Source organism: Xanthomonas sp. NCPPB 3442, from assembly GCF_056725145.1.
In genome coordinates this window covers 139,863-155,260 of the sequence record NZ_CM161514.1, presented here as the reverse complement: position 1 = coordinate 155,260, position 15,398 = coordinate 139,863, and the positions used below count along the sequence as shown (strand labels likewise).

13 protein-coding genes are annotated in these 15,398 nt (G+C 60.2%); 3 read left to right on the top strand and 10 right to left on the bottom strand.

Translation table 11 applies throughout. The features are described 5' to 3' along the window. Positions 1-266: 266 nt before the first annotated feature. Both AC1POX_RS00665 and AC1POX_RS00660 read left to right on the top strand, forming a co-directional pair. Entirely contained in the window at positions 267-755 is a 489-nt protein-coding gene (locus AC1POX_RS00665; protein WP_372356624.1) for a MarR family winged helix-turn-helix transcriptional regulator, read from the top strand. 7 nt (positions 756-762) lie between these two features. Continuing rightward, entirely contained in the window at positions 763-1,620 is an 858-nt protein-coding gene (locus tag AC1POX_RS00660; protein ID WP_014088962.1) for an SDR family oxidoreductase, read from the top strand. Positions 1,621-1,792: 172 nt separating this feature from the next. Here AC1POX_RS00660 and AC1POX_RS00655 read toward each other — a convergent pair whose 3' ends face one another. From AC1POX_RS00655 to AC1POX_RS00645, 3 genes are all read right to left on the bottom strand, one after another. After that, positions 1,793-2,269: a hypothetical protein gene (locus tag AC1POX_RS00655; RefSeq protein WP_218499697.1), complete on the bottom strand. Its 477-nt coding sequence runs from the start codon at positions 2,267-2,269 to the stop codon at positions 1,793-1,795. A gap of 349 nt (positions 2,270-2,618) precedes the next feature. Further along, positions 2,619-2,828 (bottom strand): hypothetical protein, encoded by a 210-nt coding sequence (locus AC1POX_RS00650; protein WP_014088960.1) that lies wholly within the window; start codon positions 2,826-2,828, stop codon positions 2,619-2,621. Between the two features lie 765 nt (positions 2,829-3,593). Further along, positions 3,594-3,950 carry a DUF4279 domain-containing protein gene (locus AC1POX_RS00645; RefSeq protein WP_244149636.1) on the bottom strand — a complete coding sequence of 119 codons (357 nt, stop codon included), beginning with the start codon at positions 3,948-3,950 and terminating at the stop codon, positions 3,594-3,596. A gap of 100 nt (positions 3,951-4,050) precedes the next feature. Between AC1POX_RS00645 and AC1POX_RS00640 the strand changes: the two genes are divergently transcribed. Continuing rightward, positions 4,051-5,153 (top strand): IS3 family transposase gene (locus AC1POX_RS00640; RefSeq protein ID WP_372356259.1). Its coding sequence is split into 2 segments (ribosomal slippage): positions 4,051-4,309 and positions 4,309-5,153, totalling 1,104 coding nucleotides; the frame shifts between segments, so codons are not numbered across the junction. A 351-nt stretch (positions 5,154-5,504) separates the two neighbouring features. Here AC1POX_RS00640 and AC1POX_RS00635 read toward each other — a convergent pair. The 7 genes from AC1POX_RS00635 to AC1POX_RS00605 all read right to left on the bottom strand — a co-directional run bounded on the left by AC1POX_RS00635 (position 5,505) and on the right by AC1POX_RS00605 (position 15,217). Further along, positions 5,505-6,674, bottom strand: coding sequence for a DUF4062 domain-containing protein (locus tag AC1POX_RS00635; RefSeq protein ID WP_372356623.1), 1,170 nt, complete (start codon positions 6,672-6,674; stop codon positions 5,505-5,507). Positions 6,675-6,747: 73 nt separating this feature from the next. Further along, on the bottom strand, positions 6,748-7,014 hold the full coding sequence (locus AC1POX_RS00630; RefSeq protein WP_323550313.1) for a hypothetical protein: 267 nt from the start codon (positions 7,012-7,014) through the stop codon (positions 6,748-6,750). A gap of 96 nt (positions 7,015-7,110) precedes the next feature. Next, the gene (locus AC1POX_RS00625) at positions 7,111-7,245 is read right to left on the bottom strand and encodes a KTSC domain-containing protein (RefSeq protein ID WP_372357127.1); all 135 of its coding nucleotides are present in this window, start codon (positions 7,243-7,245) and stop codon (positions 7,111-7,113) included. 119 nt (positions 7,246-7,364) lie between these two features. Further along, the gene (locus tag AC1POX_RS00620) at positions 7,365-7,748 is read right to left on the bottom strand and encodes a hypothetical protein (protein WP_323550314.1); all 384 of its coding nucleotides are present in this window, start codon (positions 7,746-7,748) and stop codon (positions 7,365-7,367) included. A gap of 60 nt (positions 7,749-7,808) precedes the next feature. Next, positions 7,809-8,018 carry a hypothetical protein gene (locus tag AC1POX_RS00615; protein WP_180968550.1) on the bottom strand — a complete coding sequence of 70 codons (210 nt, stop codon included), beginning with the start codon at positions 8,016-8,018 and terminating at the stop codon, positions 7,809-7,811. A gap of 187 nt (positions 8,019-8,205) precedes the next feature. Beyond that, the gene (locus tag AC1POX_RS00610) at positions 8,206-12,072 is read right to left on the bottom strand and encodes a LamG-like jellyroll fold domain-containing protein (protein ID WP_372356622.1); all 3,867 of its coding nucleotides are present in this window, start codon (positions 12,070-12,072) and stop codon (positions 8,206-8,208) included. Between the two features lie 364 nt (positions 12,073-12,436). Then, positions 12,437-15,217 (bottom strand): TonB-dependent receptor, encoded by a 2,781-nt coding sequence (locus AC1POX_RS00605; RefSeq protein ID WP_014088948.1) that lies wholly within the window; start codon positions 15,215-15,217, stop codon positions 12,437-12,439. Positions 15,218-15,398 lie beyond the last annotated feature (181 nt).

The following is a 15,398-nucleotide window of genomic DNA, read 5'->3' as shown; positions in this document are numbered from 1 at the left end:
GTGCTCGTCCAATGACAATGGACCGCTAAAACCATTCCATTGATTATTTTTCAATTGATTTGCAGGGAATTCTCTCTGCATTCGACACCAGCATGCTCGGCCGGTCTGCGTCGATTGCATAGATGCGCTCGCAAGACGAAGTACCCGAGCGGCCCGCTTTTCATTCGTGGCGAGCCATGTCTCGTAACCAGACCTTACGCTACACAATCACACGCAGCTCACTTTTCAATTGACAACATGTTGTCGACTTGAGAAAGAGCCTTCGTATGCAGACCGACAACGAGCATGTCCGCGCGTTGGCGCTGGCGGTGTTCGCAGCCAATGGCCGCTTGGTCAGCGCTGGCAACGAGCTGGTTGCCCACCTGGGGCTCACCAGTGCGTGGTGGCAGGTGCTAGCCGCGCTGCGTTACGCACCAGCGCCGCTGCCCGCTGCTTCCATTGCACGCAACATGGGCCTCACCCGGCAGGCAGTGCAGCGCATCGTGGATGTACTTGCCGAGCAGGGGCTGGTCGAGTTCCAGCCGAATCCACATCACCTACGCGCCAAGCTCGTTGTCCTTACCCGCGCAGGCATCAAGGCCGTCAGCGGCGCCGAAAAGGCCGTTGCCCCCGTCGATCAAGCCATTGCGGACAAGATCGGCATCAATCGCATCCGCGATGCCGTCCGCACCCTTGAGGAGATGAGCGCTGTCATCTCGGAGTATCTGGGTGAAGCGCCCAGCGCTTCCAGTTCCATCGTCAAACTGCAGGAGTAAAGCAATCATGATTCTGGTATCGGGTGCCACGGGTGGTATCGGCGGCGAACTGTGTAGGCAGTTACAGCAAGCGGGCACGCCATTCCGCGCGATGTGCCGCAAGCACGAGCAGGTGGACAACCTGCAGCAGAAGGGCATGGATGCCGTACTGGGCGACTTCGACACACCCGAAACGCTGCAAGGCGCAATGCAGGGCTGCCACACGCTGTTTCTCATTACCCCGCCCACTCCCGAGCAAGTCGCTCAGGAGACGGCCGCCATCGATGCAGCCAAGCGCGCCGGCATCGGTCGGATCGTGAAAGTGTCGGCATCCGATTGCAACGTGCGTTCGCCGGTGCCGTGGGCGAAATCGCATGCCCTGATCGACCACCACCTGCGCGCCTCAGGCATCGCGTGGACCATCCTCAAGCCTACCGCGTATATGCAGAATTTCCTGTGGTTCAAGGATCCGATCGCCAAGGGCGTGTTCCCGATGGCAGCCGGCCGGGGCAGCGTGTCGTGGATCGACACACGCGACATCGCACGCGTGGCGGCCACGGTACTGACCGAAGAAGGGCACGCAGGTGCAACCTATTTCCTCACTGGTCCCGAGACGCTCGACATGCAGGCAGCAACCTCGCGCCTATCGAAAATCATCGGGCGCAAGGTGCGTTATCTCGACCTGCCAACGCCTGTGTTTCGCGTATTGATGCGTGCGACCGGCAACTCGCCATGGATGGCCAAGGGCCTGACCGTGCAATTCGCAGATGTGGTGGCAGGCCATCACGACATCGATCCCACGTTTGAGGTCGAGCGGCTCACCGGGAAGCGCCCGCATACATTCGATGACTTTGTTCGCGATCATCGGCAGGCGTTTGTGGGTTAGCCATTGGGGCCGGAGCAAGGGCTTCCAGTAGGTCCGATCCGCCTTTTTGCCCAGACTCTGCTTCCAGTAGACCTATTTAACGGCCTAAACCCGCCCCCTTTTTCTTGCCCTTTCTGTCTTCAATTTTATCCAGCTCTGGGGGGCCGCCGAAAGGGATCATGCTGGCTTCAAGTTAGGTTTCCCCCGTACTCTCAGCGGGTATTTTGCGTGAAAAATAGCCAACGCACCCGATGCCCACCGTGGAAAAATATTCTCCCTGCGGCTCTTCCATATCCGGACGCCACAACGCAAGCTCAAGTTCTGGAAACACGTAGCTGTACCCCAACTCTTTATCAAAAGGATCGAAAGGAGTAACTGCAAGGAATTTCTCGACGAGCCTTGATGCTGGCGTACTAAATACACGTTGGCCGAGGCACAGAACCTCAAATCCGCAATTCGCGGAGAGCTCTATGAACTCCACGCTCGGCTCGATGCCCCCATAAAAAACCTGAAACCCGTTGTGATGCCATGCGTCTGTAGGATAGGCAGACGTGGGAACTTTTCTGAAGCTAGTTGGAGGCGCCCCCATGACAGCATGAACTTCGGCGCGGGACATGCCGAGCTTTACAAGGCCGACACCAGCCGATGGAAAAATTTCAATAACTGTCATAACACCAGACGGATAGATTAAGACAAGTTCTGCAAAGCACGACAACGGCGATAATGGGGTCAGATTAAGTTTTTAGGTAACCCCGGCACCGTTTCTTTCACGTTGTAGATAAGCGCATAGCGCCTGCCACGCTCACTGGGAGCACAGCCACCTGAGCGAGCAAAACAGGGCAGAATGTGCTCCCTGCGCACGAACATATAACGCTACTGCGTTCACTTCCCACTGATCGAGGCGTGGGAGCTCAACGGCGCATAAAGGTGTTGTGTGTGGTGCGATGTCCATGGCAAACAGGGCGTGGCGCTATTCCCGCTGGCTCAGAAGCAAATTCCTGAGTCAGCGGGCAACCCCGTCAAGGTGTGTAGCCCCACTGCCCGATGATGGCTTCCAGGGTGGCTTGATTCACCGGGACGACACCTGGACATGTCATCAGATATGTCCGGCGCGCCGCCGCTGTGGCCGCCGAATCGAAGTGCGGGTCCCATATCTGGATGGCGTGGAAGGCTGCGATCGGCGCTGCGCATTCGGCACTCGGTGTGCCGAAGCCGGACACGGCGGCCATGCAAAGAAAAACCGAGCAAGGATCTGCGGTCTGAGCGCGAGCTGGGGCAGCCAGGCCTAGGCCGAGAGCCACAGCTAGTGCAAAGGTGGCGCCAATAGAACGTGGCTTCATGATGAATACCTCCCTGGTAATGGTTGAAATGACATGCATGTCTCTTGGCAACTTGCGCTAGGCGTGGCTCAGCGAGACAGCTCCCAACGCCGCTTGCTATGGCGTCGGCTGGTCACCTGGTTTTCCGTCTTCGCCGAATGGCGGTGGTCAGGTTATCACGTCGACCGTGCGCGGTGTGAGGATTTGGCACGGCTGGCGAGCCACCGGGACAATGGACGCTGGCGGCAGTCCAGCCCTGCGGGGCGTAAGACGCGCGCCGCCTGATCCTTCCGTCTGTGACTGCATTCGACCGCGGCCGCCATGCTCATGAGCGACATGAACCAGCGTTGCAAGGGTTCTGCCATCACGACGCCCTGTGACCGCCGCGTGGTGATGGGATGTGGGCGAAGACTGCAGTTAATTTGACTTACTAGTTGCTCCTGACTGCGTTGCTCTGCCGCATGAAACTAAATACAAAACTCCAAATATTGATCGGCTCATACGCCTCGGAGATGGGCGTGCGATCGAGGTAGCGCCGCGGCGTGATCGAGGGGTCGAGCGAGTGCCAGCCCATTTCGTGGGCGGCGGCACAGTCGCACGCATCTGACCTCTGGGTTAAGCCGCTCCCCAAAACAGGTTGGCATTCAATAGATCTGCTAACGTGATAGAGGATCTCTAGCTGGTTGGGTCATAGATATCCAGGCCTAAGGAAATACCTCTTTGTCCAAGCGCCAACAGGGCTTTAGCGGAAAGCGCTAAACCGTCATTCCTCCCAGCCATGAAGATGCCGCAGAACAGATCGGGCTGATAGCGATTGCTCAAGTGTTCCCACACGGTCAAGTCTTGGGTGAGCTGGTTCAGGATTTCGAAAATCTGTGCCTCGAGATCCTCAGGCTCGCGTTGCGTTGAAGTCAGTCTCCAGCTGCCAGTCTTGGCAATGCGCACTGCGCCGTTCTTCAACTTAAGTTCTTGCCCTTTATGCTGGGAGGCTGTGGGGCTGCCCGAAAGCAACGCGCTGATCTCGTCAGGCACCAGATCGTCTCCAAAGAATCGGAGTGTTGCTACGACGCCCCCCCGATTTTGAGTAGCACCTCAGTTTGGAGTCCAATTCCCTAACTCGAGGAGATTGGACGTGAAGAAGCGTTTTTCTGAAGAACAGATCATCGGCTTCCTGCGCGAAGCTGATGCCGGTGTGGCGATCAAGGACCTGTGCCGGCGGCATGGCTTCAGCGAGGCTTCCTATTATCTGTGGCGCAGCAAGTTCGGCGGGATGAGCGTGCCCGATGCCAAGCGGCTCAAGGACCTTGAGTCCGAGAACGCGCGGCTGAAGAAGTTGCTGGCCGAGCAGCTGTTCGAGAACGACCTGATCAAGGATGCACTGCGAAAAAAGTGGTGAGCGCACCGGCGCGTCGCATGCTGGTGCGCGAGTGGATCGGGCGTGGTGCCAGCGAGCGTCGTGCGTTGGCAGTGATCGGCATGAGCGCCAGTGCGCTGCGATATTGCCCGAGCGAAGATCGCAACGTCGAACTGCGCGAACGCATCTGTGCGTTGGCGCATCGCCATCGCCGTTATGGTGTGGGGATGATCTATCTCAAATTACGACAGGAAGGACGCATCGTGAACTACAAGCGTGTGGAGCGGTTGTACCGCGAGCAGCAGCTGCAGGTCCGGCGCCGCAAGCGCAAAAAGGTGCTGATAGGAGAGCGTCAGCCGCTGCTGCGGCCATCGCAGGCCAATCAGGTGTGGTCGATGGATTTCGTGTTCGACCGCAGCGCCGAAGGCCGAGTGATCAAGTGTCTGGTGATCGTGGACGATGCAACCCACGAAGCGATCGCCATCGAGGTGGAGCGCGCAATCTCGGGCCATGGCGTGACACGCGTGCTGGATCGGCTGGCGCACAGTCGCGGCTTGCCACAGGTGATCCGCACAGATAACGGCAAGGAGTTTTGCGGCAAAGCGATGGTGGCCTGGGCACATGCGCGTGGCGTGCAGTTACGGCTGATCCAGCCTGGCAAGCCAAACCAGAACGCCTACGTCGAATCGTTCAATGGCCGGCTGCGCGACGAATGCCTCAACGAGCACTGGTTCCCAACCCTGCTGCATGCGCGTACCGAGATCGAACGCTGGCGACGCGAATACAACGAGGAGCGACCCAAGAAGGCCATTGGCGGCATGACGCCATCTGCGTATGCCCAACAGCTGGCCAACACCGATATCATCAACTCCGGACTCTAAACCCGGCCGCTACTCAGAGCGGGGGGACGTCGATTGATGCCGTCAACAACTTGCTTCAGCAAAATATCTCGGTCGGCGACTGTGGCGGCATCGCGCAAGCGTTTGCCGCTCCATTGATACGATGCAGGCGTGTGGATGTGCAGATCCCACTTTCCCCAAGTTGCACCCTGATTCACGATTATTCCCCCTCTCCATGAAGTTATTAACCAGCCAGGTGGAAGCTCATCGTCGACGCCGCGTCCTAGGCCTTCCCACGCCTCCCGAGAAGCGATTTTTTAAAGTGTAATTACCAGGGAGCGGGGTCAGGTCGACTTTTTAAGTGAACCTGACACCGTTATTTTGAACTAATTGTTAGCCTTGTGCCCTAGCGTCGACGCTACGAAGTTCATAGTCGATGCCTTCTCGCTCTTCCATCACTTCGTCGAAACTGCGTGCGACGTACTTCACTGGACCGAACCTTCGGCCCTCTGAGTCCTCAAGAAGCGCGTCAACAATCGCTTTTTGCGCATTGGTGTCAAGTTGCTTGAAGGCGGACCACTGGTTCTGAAAATCATCAAAGGCAGAAAAACTCACACGACAGTGGTAGAAAGTTCCATCTTCAAGGATGAGATATAACTCAGGGCGGAACATGCGCTCATTGTCTTTACGGTCTATGACCTTGATCGTCTTGATTCGTGCCTCGGCCAAGACCTCCTCCCATGAATCCTTAGAAAGCAAAACGTCGCGGTGGCTCACGAAGTGGAGGCTCGACACGAAGGCGATTAGATGTCTAAACATGACCGCGCCCTTGGCCGTATCTCGCAGATCCGGCGTGGCAAGAGAAGCTAGGACAACTGCTTTCAGATCTTCAATTCGATCAGAGAAGTCGCGGTACCGCCGCTCCTCTTGGATCTGCGTACGACTTTCTAGTACTAGTCTCTGGAACAGCTGTGACCATTGGCTTAGCAGTTGTGCTCGAATATCTTCCAGCTTGGAAAAAGAGAAGGTGCTATTGTTGGCTGTTCGATGCGTCAAGAAATTGATGAACTCGAAAATGTATTTTGCAGTCTCCCTCTTCTGTATTGAGGGGAAGTCAATTTGATCGATCACTCCTGGCTTATCTTTGTTTTTCTCGTATAGATGATGATCATGCAGAACCCGCTCGTCGATAAAAGTATAGATTGGTACGCCCGCCTCAACTGCCTTAAGAACTTCGAGTTGAGTGATTGAAAGGCGCTCTTTGCTCTCAGCGATCTGGCTCTTTGTAGATGCACCTGCGACCTTGTCGAAATCTATCAGAGTTAGCGCTGAGGGCACGGCAGTGCCCCCGAATCGCGAACCAATGATTAGAACAACCATGTCACAGCCGGGAACCTCTTTAAGGCAGCTGTCATGCGTGTGCGAACGAGGATCGTACAGAACGTCCGCATAGTCACTCATAACAGGCTCGTAACCTAGCCCACCTATGAAAGGACGCAACTCGCCTCGAAGGATGTCGAGGTCATAGCATGTGGATGAAACGAACACTCGAAGCCTAGCCATTTTTTCCCCGCCCCCCCAAAGATAACGCCGGAATTAAGCCAACCCGCGAAGCGGTTTCGGCTTAAATTAACTGTTAGGCGCCACGTACGCCGAATATATTTTTGTCGTAGAACTCGATGACCTGATCTAATTGCAAGCCATTATGCTCAAGAGCGCGACTAGGTTCAAATCCATAAATAGTTCCACTGTAATGGTCCGGCCCGAGAATATTGACCGAACGCACGAGTACGTCTTGGTCGCCGGAACGAAGAGTCAAATCATCTCCGTCGATGATCTTGTGCGCGACCAACGTGCCGCCAGTGTAGAAGATTGTTTCGTTTTGTCCTCTTTCCGTAAACATTGATGTCTCCTGTGGCGCCTAACTCTAGAATTAAGCCTCGCCGTGAAGCGGTGTCGGCTTGAATGAACTGGTGGAACACGCCCCAAAGGCAAGCGGTCAGCACTGATAGCGGTCACAGATATGATCGTCGTAGTAACGGCCTTTTGAGTCCGCATCGTGAAGCCCCTGAAACTTGTGCGAGGGCACACGACAGAAGTCGTATGTGGGGCCCTGCGCAAATTGAATTTTCATACGCATGCTAGCCGGTTCGTAGCCAATATCCATGATGGCTGACGAGATTACGCGAATCATATCCATCGATTCTCTTAGCACTCCAACTAGGTGGGCCTACGTCGTGGCTGCAATTTGAATTAATTTTCAGTGCTAAGCTTCGTCATCTTGCGACGGCGAGCTAGAAGCATGCGGAGTATCAGGAGTGCAGGAAATGCAAGGACAGCGACTTGCAGCTGAAGCGTCGGCGTGACGCCTCCTTTCGACCAGAAAGAAAGCCAAATCGCGAGTGCCGCGAGGCAGCACAGCGTCAGCATCAGCAATCGCTTGGCGACGCGTAAGGAAAACGGCATTGCCAGCGCGGGAGCGGCCATCACTAGAAATCCAATTCCGCTGATCAATGCGCCCGTCTGTCCCTCACGTACCTGGCCTGCTGCAACCAGCGCCACCAGCAATGCGCCTGTCGCTGCGAGCATGACACCGGCAAGACCGGCGAGCAGCTTCAGGAGTTTTTGATAGCGCATTCTTTGCGTCCTAGTTCTGGCATCACGCTGCACTTCCGAGTGGCGTTGGCTTGAGGCCTGCTAGGACTTGTGACGCCGATAGTGGTTGTTGGTACCTGTGCTGCGGTAGCTGCCACCCTTGTGCGAGGCGCCGTGGCCTGCGCTGTAGTGACCGCCGTGACTGGTGGTGTGGTGCGAACCGGCGGCCCTGACGCGCGCTTGCGCGGATGCGGTAAACAAACCGAGTGCGACCACGCTCAGTGCCACGATGCTCCATGCCTTGCTCAACATTGTTTCTTCCCCCTGAAGAAATGTGTGGCTTTGCGGCTGCATTACATACTGCGTGACTTGATCCTCGCCGAGTTTTTGGATTGCGTCAATGCGCTTTGGCGATTGATCGTTGGCTTTATCGGCTTTGCCCTCATCCGCCTTTCGGGTACCTTCTCCCGCGTGCGGGAGAAGGGATGGGTGGGTTTGGTTATGGGCTGTTTTTTGTCGTTGGCGCGGTGGTTGGGGTTGGCAGCGGCAATTTATTGTTGAGGTCGGTAATCTCTGCGGTGTTGCCATCGGTGATGACGCGCAGTTGCGCGGCTTTTGTGTTTGCGGCGTTGGTTAGCGGCAGGCGGACTTGCGTGGTGATCGGCTGCAGATTGCGTGGTGCCGCGAGTGCCTGGAACGCGGCTCTTGCGAGCTCCTTCCCACGCGCATCCTCCAACACCACAAACCCGGCCGGCGCATCCGCGTGGCCGAGGCTGTGCACCGTCACTTCGATCGCATCTGCAGTCACCCGCACATCGCCATGACCAATACCCAGGTCCGGGCGTAGTTCGACCGGACTGCTTTCTGCAATGCGTTCGAGCTGCAGGACGGTGGTGCGGCCTGCGGGGAAGTCAATGTCGATGGCCGCGCTTTTCTCGAAAGCGAGCTCTTGCGTCTTGGCGTTGCTGTCGAGCTTGCCGTCGTTGCCTTTGCTCACGCCTTGGGTGATGTGCCATTGGCCTGGGGCGACGTTCCAGCCGGTCATGCTGGCGCGCTGGTTTTTGTTCGATGTGTTGTAGGCGATGACGGCGAAGCGGTCGTGCTGGGGTGCGGGGATGGCGATGGCCACTTGGGTGGCGGCCTCTGGATCGGCGAAGCGCCAGCTCACGGTGTGGCCGGGGTAGGTCTGGTTGCGCTTGAGCGCCACGCCGCCCAGGCGTGCGCGTTGCAGGTTGACCGTGGGGGACTCCACGCGGTCACTCCACCAGTGGCCTTCGGTGTTCATGTAGAAGTTCTGCAGTTTCTCCCGCGCCTCGCTGCGGTAAATGGCGGCGAGATATTCGAGGTTGCCGGTCTGCTCCCAGGCCACGTGGTGCGGGAAGTCCGGCGCGCTGCCGTCGTCCTTGTTGGCAGCGTCGATGAGCTTGCCGCTCCAGTCGCTGCGCTTGCCCATGACGTCGAGAAAGTTTTCGTTGAGCAGCGACAGGCCGTTGGGGCCGCTGTTGGCGACGCGGTAGTCGATCGGCTTGAGATAGCGCTGCTCGCCGGTGAAGCGGTAGGCGGCCCAGAAGGTGTGCAAGGTGTCGGCGCCGCCGCTGCCTTCGAACAGTTCGCCGCCGCGGGTTTTGCCGGTTTGCCAGTTGATCTCGTTGGGCAGGGCCCAGTTGCCCTTGGCGTTGGTGTAGGCGTGGGCGAGATAGCCATCCGCTAACCCGGTGACGATGCGGCGGCTGTTGGGGTCGGCGTTATAGCCGCCCAGCAGGATGGCCGGGTGCACGATGGGGAAGGAATACGGTTTTTGCCATTGCCAGTTGGGCTCGCGGTAGACCTTGCGGCCGCCGAACCAGTTGCTGGCAAACAGCAGGTGGCCTTGCGGGTTGACCTGGATGATGGTGTCGAAGGCTTTGACGGTTTGCATCAGGCGCTCGACGGTGCGCGGGTCGCCCCAGTTGAGATATAGCAGGGCGCTGTTGAGGTTGATGCCCTCCTCGTAGGAATGCAGCTCGTCGGTTTCGATGGTGGACAGGCCGTTGGTGAACATGCCGTTGCGGTAGTTGGCATCGGACAGGGCGAGCATGGAGGCATTGAGCATGTCCGGGTCCACACCCATCAGGGCGACACCGGGCCATTGCTGCACCAGGTCCGAGTCGTCGGAGATGCCGCCGCCGAAATCGCCATAGGCCACCTGGCGCTGCTCGATCCACCAGCGGGTATAGCGGCGCGTGGCTTTGAGGTCTTGCAGCTGCCAGAACGCCCAGGCGGGCACGCCCTTGGGCACGCTGGGCATCTCGACCGGCAACTCGCTCTGGTTGGCGTAGCTGATGTCGTTCCAGTACTGGCGGCCGAGGGCATGGTCCGGGTCGACGCGCAGCAGGTCGGTGATGTCGGCATCCAGCCGTTTGTAGAGCAGCTGGCGCTTGGAGGTGGTGTGTTCTTCGACCAAAAAGCCCCAGTTGTCTTTGACCTGGTTGAAGCGGTCGGCCACGTGTTCTTTGATGGCCTCAGCGCGCGGTTTGAACACCAGCTGCAATTGGGTGCCGTCGAGCGCCTGGGCATCGAAGCCGGGTGCGGCGGCGGCGATGCTGAGCATGAGGCTGTCGTTGCTGAGGATTCTGTCGCGCAGATCCAGCCATAGCGTGCGCGCTTGACCAGGGACGACTGCGACCGAGACATCGATCATGTCGCGCGCGGGCCAGATGGGGTCCTTGATGCGGATGTTGAGCGGGATGCTGCCGTTGTGGGTGGCCGGCAGGTTCAGCGCCGGCAGGGTGATGGCGATGCCGTCCAGGCCGTCGTGCATGTTTTCCCAGCCGTAGGACCAGCTGCGCATCAGCGGCTGGTCCGGCGGCGGGTCGCCAAGGCTGGAGGGCACCAGGATGTGCACGATGGGGTGCTGGTTCGTTGTTGCGGTCTTGTCGCTGGGGCGCTTGCGGGCCGGCGCCTTGGTGGGCAGCGCAATCACGGTCTGGCGTTCGCTTGGTGGGTAGCGGCCAGCGATGACAGCGCGCAGTTCGGCGAGGTTGTCGTAGTCGGGCTGGATGTCGCTGCGCACGGTGTAGCTGAGTTGCGCGCTGCCTTTGGGCACCTCGCCAGGCTGCACGTCATAGGCCCAGATTTCCTGGATGGGGGTTTCCTGCGCGGTGTTGGCAAAGCGCAGGGTGCCGCCGCGGCGCTCGGGGAACTGATCCACGCTGCGCACCACGCCTTGTTGACGTGAGAACAGGGGTTGCGGCTGTGCATTAGGTGCAGCGTAGGTGGCCTGGCCGTAGGCGGCGCCGCGTAGCTCGATGCGGTTGAAGGGCTCGTCCGGCAGGGTAAGGTCGAGCGCCTTGCCGCCTTCGACGTAGGTGTTCCAGTCGGGCAGCTGGAAGTAGTCGTTGCGTCCCGGCAGGCGCGAGCGGTTGTAGACGCCGGGCCAGGTGGTTTCAGCGATGCCGTCGGTGGCCTTCCACATCCATTGCTTGAGGTCGCGCGCGTCGGTGAATTCCACCTTGCGGATGCGGGTGACCGGCGCGGTCAATGCGGGCGGTGCATGGCCGTTGTCCCAGCCGTAGCGATGCAGGAAGGCGGCGTATTGCGCGTCCGCAGCGATGGCGGGTGCGGTGGTGGGTTCCTGCAGGCGCGCGAGTGCGGCCGCGCCGCCGGCGTCGAGCATGCGGTCGTAGATGCGGATCTCGTCGAAGTCGCTGCCGCGCAGGAAGTTATAGCGGCTCTGCACCTGGTGCGGCGACATCACGCGGCCGGCGAGGCCGAACTGGTCGAGCGCGGCGTCGTAATCGAACGAACCGCCATTGGCGCAAGGCGCGCCGCAGTCCACGCGTGCGGCTTCCTTACCGTCCACGTACAGGCGCACGCCGCGGGTTTCGTCCCAGGCAAACGCAATGTGGGTCCAGTCGCTGGCGGCCGGATTCCTGTCGAGCTTGAACGAGACGCGGGTGCGCGCGAGATTGGCATCGGTGACGAAGGCATCGAAGCCGTGGCCGTTCCAGTCGATGCGCAGCCACGCCATATCCCAGCTGGTGTGATCGGCGTAGCCGACGCGGAAGATCACGAACGGCGCTTCGCCGACCGGGTAACGCGAACGCCAGAAGAAACTGAGCGTGCCGCGCTGGGTGTAGAGGTTGCCGGGCGCATTCCACGACAGCACGCCGTCGTCGGCCCACTCGATGGCGTTGCCGCGTTTGCCGGTGGGCACCAGCGCGATCTTGTCGCGGAAATTGGGCACGCCATCGCCGCGGGCGACATCGGCTTGCAGGCTCTGGTCGGCCGAGACGCGGAACAACAACTCCGGTGCATCGGCGGCGGCCGCACGCATCGGCAGCGCAATCAACAACAGCACACTCGTCCACCACTTCTGCACGCTCACTGCCTGACTCCTCAAAAAGCATCGCCGCACGGGGTCACCGCGCGGCGAATATTCGAAACTGCATGGGGATGACAGCCCCACGCCGGCACGGGTCTGCCACATGTCTTGCCCGGCGCCGCGATGGCCTGCATAGACTACGCGGTGCCAGCCTGCGCGTGCATCGCACCTTGGCCGCCACTGGACGCACGCTGATGACCAGGGCGGTGCGTTGTGCGCGGCGCGGGCGGGTTGCCATCCACCACTGCATTGCGTGCAGCGGTGTGCGGCCAGCGGTGCGTCGTACAGATGCGTTGCACCGTCGATCTCGCGCCCGCTACGCGATGTACGTAGCGGGCGGATATCTCTTGGCGCGACTTGGCTGCACTTAGAACTTGTAGCGCAGGCCCAGCAAGTACTGACGGCCGGTTTCGGTGTACTGCAGCGGCAACTCGCCGGTCTGCGGCGACCACACCCATTCGTCGGACGCTTCGTTGGTGAGGTTGATGCCCTCCAGGCTCAACTCCAGCTGCTTGCTGATCTTGTAGCGCAGCGAGGCGTCGATCATGGTGGTGCCGGTCATGCCGTGCACGCCATCCACGTTGAATCCCGCTTCCGTGCCGGGGGCCTGGGTCAGGTAATCGTCGCGATTGGTGGCCGAGATGCGGCCAGCGAAGGACTCGCCCTCGTAGAACAAGGTCGCATTCCACGACGAGCGCGACAGCCCGGTCAGGTCGTTCTTCATCACCGGTGCGCCGGTGCTGGACAGGTACTGGATCTGCGAATCCACCCAGGTGTAGTTCAGTTGCACGCCCAGGTTGGCCCACTTGCCCGGCAGGAACGTAAATGGCTGGACATAATTCGCTTCCACGCCCTTCAACTCGCCACCGGGTGTATTCAACGGAATGCTGAAGGTGAAGTCGTCGTTGATGCTGGCGCCGGTGCCATCCAGCAAGGAGGCCGGCAGGCCACTGCTGGAATAGGGGCGCACTTCGCGTGCGGTCTGGATGAAGCTTTCAATGTCCTTGTAGAACACGCCGACGCCCAGCATCGCGCCTTCGTTGAAGTACCACTCCAGGCCAAGATCGACATTGGTGGCTTCGATCGGATCCAGATCCGGGTTGCCGCCGGACACGGTGCGTGCGCCACCGGCCACGGCCACGGTCACACCGGGCGTGAGGCTGCCCAGACCGGGACGCGACATCACCTTGGCCGCGCCCAGACGCAGCAGCAGGTCGGGCGCGAGCTCGGCCACCAGGTTGAACGAGGGCAGCGTGTTGTTGTACTTGCGGCCCACCGTGGTCAGTGCCGGCGCGTTGTTGATCAACGCATAGCCGGTGGACTCCTGCTCGGTGCGCACATAGCGCACGCCGAAATTCCCCGACAGCGGGATGGAGCCCAGGTCGGTGGAGAACTCGCCCATCAACCAGACGCCGCGGTCCTTTTCTTCGACGCTGCGGGTGTTGTTGGCACGCGGCGCCACGGCGTAGGTGCCGGTGTTGCTGTAGATGCCGAGCTGGTTGGCCACGGCATCCAGATTGGGAACGACCCAGTTGGACGGGCTGCCGTTGATGCCCTTCAGGCCTGCCTGCTCGGTCAGGTCCGTCGGCACGATGCGGGTGCCATTGGCAAAGGTCGGCACCGACACTTCGCTGGCGCGACGTAGCTCAACCGTGCTGAAGGTGTAGTCCTTGGCCAGCACGCCACCCTTGAGGCGGAAGCCGGGGCTGATGTTCCAGTTGAAGTCGATCTGCGCCGTATCGAAATCGTTGTCCACCGTCTGCGGACGCAGGCGGATTTCGGCCAGTTCCCACCCGGCAGGATTGGTCGGGTCGATGCCGTAGTTCAGCACCGGCGCGCGGTTGTTGCCACGATAGTCGTAGCTGTACCCGTCGACGTCGTACTTGTCCATGATGATGGTGGTCTGCACCGGGTTCTCGTGCGCCGAGCGCGAGGTACCGACACGGCCGGACACGGAGAAGGCATCGCTGAAGCGGTGCTCCAGATCCAGGCTGACCTGCTTGAATTCGGTGTTCCACTCGTCGTGGCGGTTTTCCGAGCGGATATCGACGTTGTCGAATTCGCCGTACACCAGCGCGTTGTTGCGGATCTCGCCATTGCGCACGATGGTGGCCGGCTTGCCGTCGCGGTCGGCGCGGCGCGGCGTGCCGCTGTCGCGACCGCGGCTGAAGGAGATGGCCTCGATGTAATGCTCATCGCGCGTGGCGTCGATCTTGGAGTACAGCGCGTCCAGCGAGATGGTGGTGCGGTCGGTCGGCTTCCACTGCAACGACCCGGTCACGCCCAGACGCTGCTGGTCGTGTTCCATCTGCACATAACGCGGGAAGCGCGGGTGGTACACGTCGGCCGAGCGTGCGGCCGCAAATGGCGATGCCGCACTGAAGTTGCCGTTGCTCGTCCCGTTGGCCCAGCGGCCGGTGTTGGAGCCTTCTTCCAGCACCTGCCGCTCGGTGTAGGCCACCGACAGCAACGCGCCGAAGGTGTTGTCGGCCCAGGTATTGGCGATCAACGCAGCCACACGCGGGTTGGCCTTCTCGGCCATGGCGTTGTAGGCCGCCTGGCCACTGGCGGCAAACGTAAAGCCGCTGTAGTCGAACGGGCGCGCGGTGCGCAGGTCGACGGTGGCCCCCAGCGAGCCCTCTTCCACATCGGCCGAGGCCGTCTTGCGTGCGATCAGCTGCGAAAACAGGTCCGAGGCGAAGACGTTGAAGTCGAAGCCACGGCCGCGGTTGGTGCCGCCGCTCTGGTCGCCGGCGCCCACGGTGGTGAGCGCTTCCATGCCGTTGATGCGCACGCGGGTGAATTCCGGGCCCAGGCCACGCACCGTGATGGCGCGGCCTTCGCCAGCGTCGCGGGTGATCACCACGCCAGGAATGCGCTGCAGCGACTCGGCCAGGTTGAGGTCGGGGAACTTGCCGATGTCCTCGGCCACGATGGCATCGACCACGCCGGCTTCGCCGCGCTTGATGTCCAGGGCCTTCTCGACGCTGGCGCGGTAACCGGTCACCGTAACAGTGTCCAGGTCGACGGCGGGCTCGGCGGGCGATTGGGCGGCGTCTTGTGCGGCAGCCTGGCCGCTCAGCGCCAGGCCGATCGACAGCGCAAGCAAGGTAACCGGTGTCTTCCGGCTGGTGGTCCGAAATTGCATGTCCTCCCCTCCCAAGGGTCCATGAACAATGTGAAATAGCGGGTTGAGAGCGGCAATGACACCGCTGGTCAAAACGACGTTACCAGCTGAATCGTCCCGTAACATCTTGCAGCGCAGCAGAAAACGCCACCAAATTTCCGAAAAACGGGTGCAAGCGGTCACTTCACGTCGCATCATGGCC

Coding starts and splice junctions, on each gene's coding strand:
- AC1POX_RS00665 (WP_372356624.1), top strand. CDS start 267: ATGCAGACCGACAACGAGCATGTCCGCGCGTTGGCGCTGGCGGTGTTC.
- AC1POX_RS00650 (WP_014088960.1), bottom strand. CDS start 2,828: ATGGCCGCCGTGTCCGGCTTCGGCACACCGAGTGCCGAATGCGCAGCG.
- AC1POX_RS00615 (WP_180968550.1), bottom strand. CDS start 8,018: ATGTTGAGCAAGGCATGGAGCATCGTGGCACTGAGCGTGGTCGCACTC.
- AC1POX_RS00635 (WP_372356623.1), bottom strand. CDS start 6,674: ATGGCTAGGCTTCGAGTGTTCGTTTCATCCACATGCTATGACCTCGAC.
- AC1POX_RS00655 (WP_218499697.1), bottom strand. CDS start 2,269: ATGACAGTTATTGAAATTTTTCCATCGGCTGGTGTCGGCCTTGTAAAG.
- AC1POX_RS00630 (WP_323550313.1), bottom strand. CDS start 7,014: ATGTTTACGGAAAGAGGACAAAACGAAACAATCTTCTACACTGGCGGC.
- AC1POX_RS00620 (WP_323550314.1), bottom strand. CDS start 7,748: ATGCGCTATCAAAAACTCCTGAAGCTGCTCGCCGGTCTTGCCGGTGTC.
- AC1POX_RS00605 (WP_014088948.1), bottom strand. CDS start 15,217: ATGCAATTTCGGACCACCAGCCGGAAGACACCGGTTACCTTGCTTGCG.
- AC1POX_RS00660 (WP_014088962.1), top strand. CDS start 763: ATGATTCTGGTATCGGGTGCCACGGGTGGTATCGGCGGCGAACTGTGT.
- AC1POX_RS00625 (WP_372357127.1), bottom strand. CDS start 7,245: ATGAAAATTCAATTTGCGCAGGGCCCCACATACGACTTCTGTCGTGTG.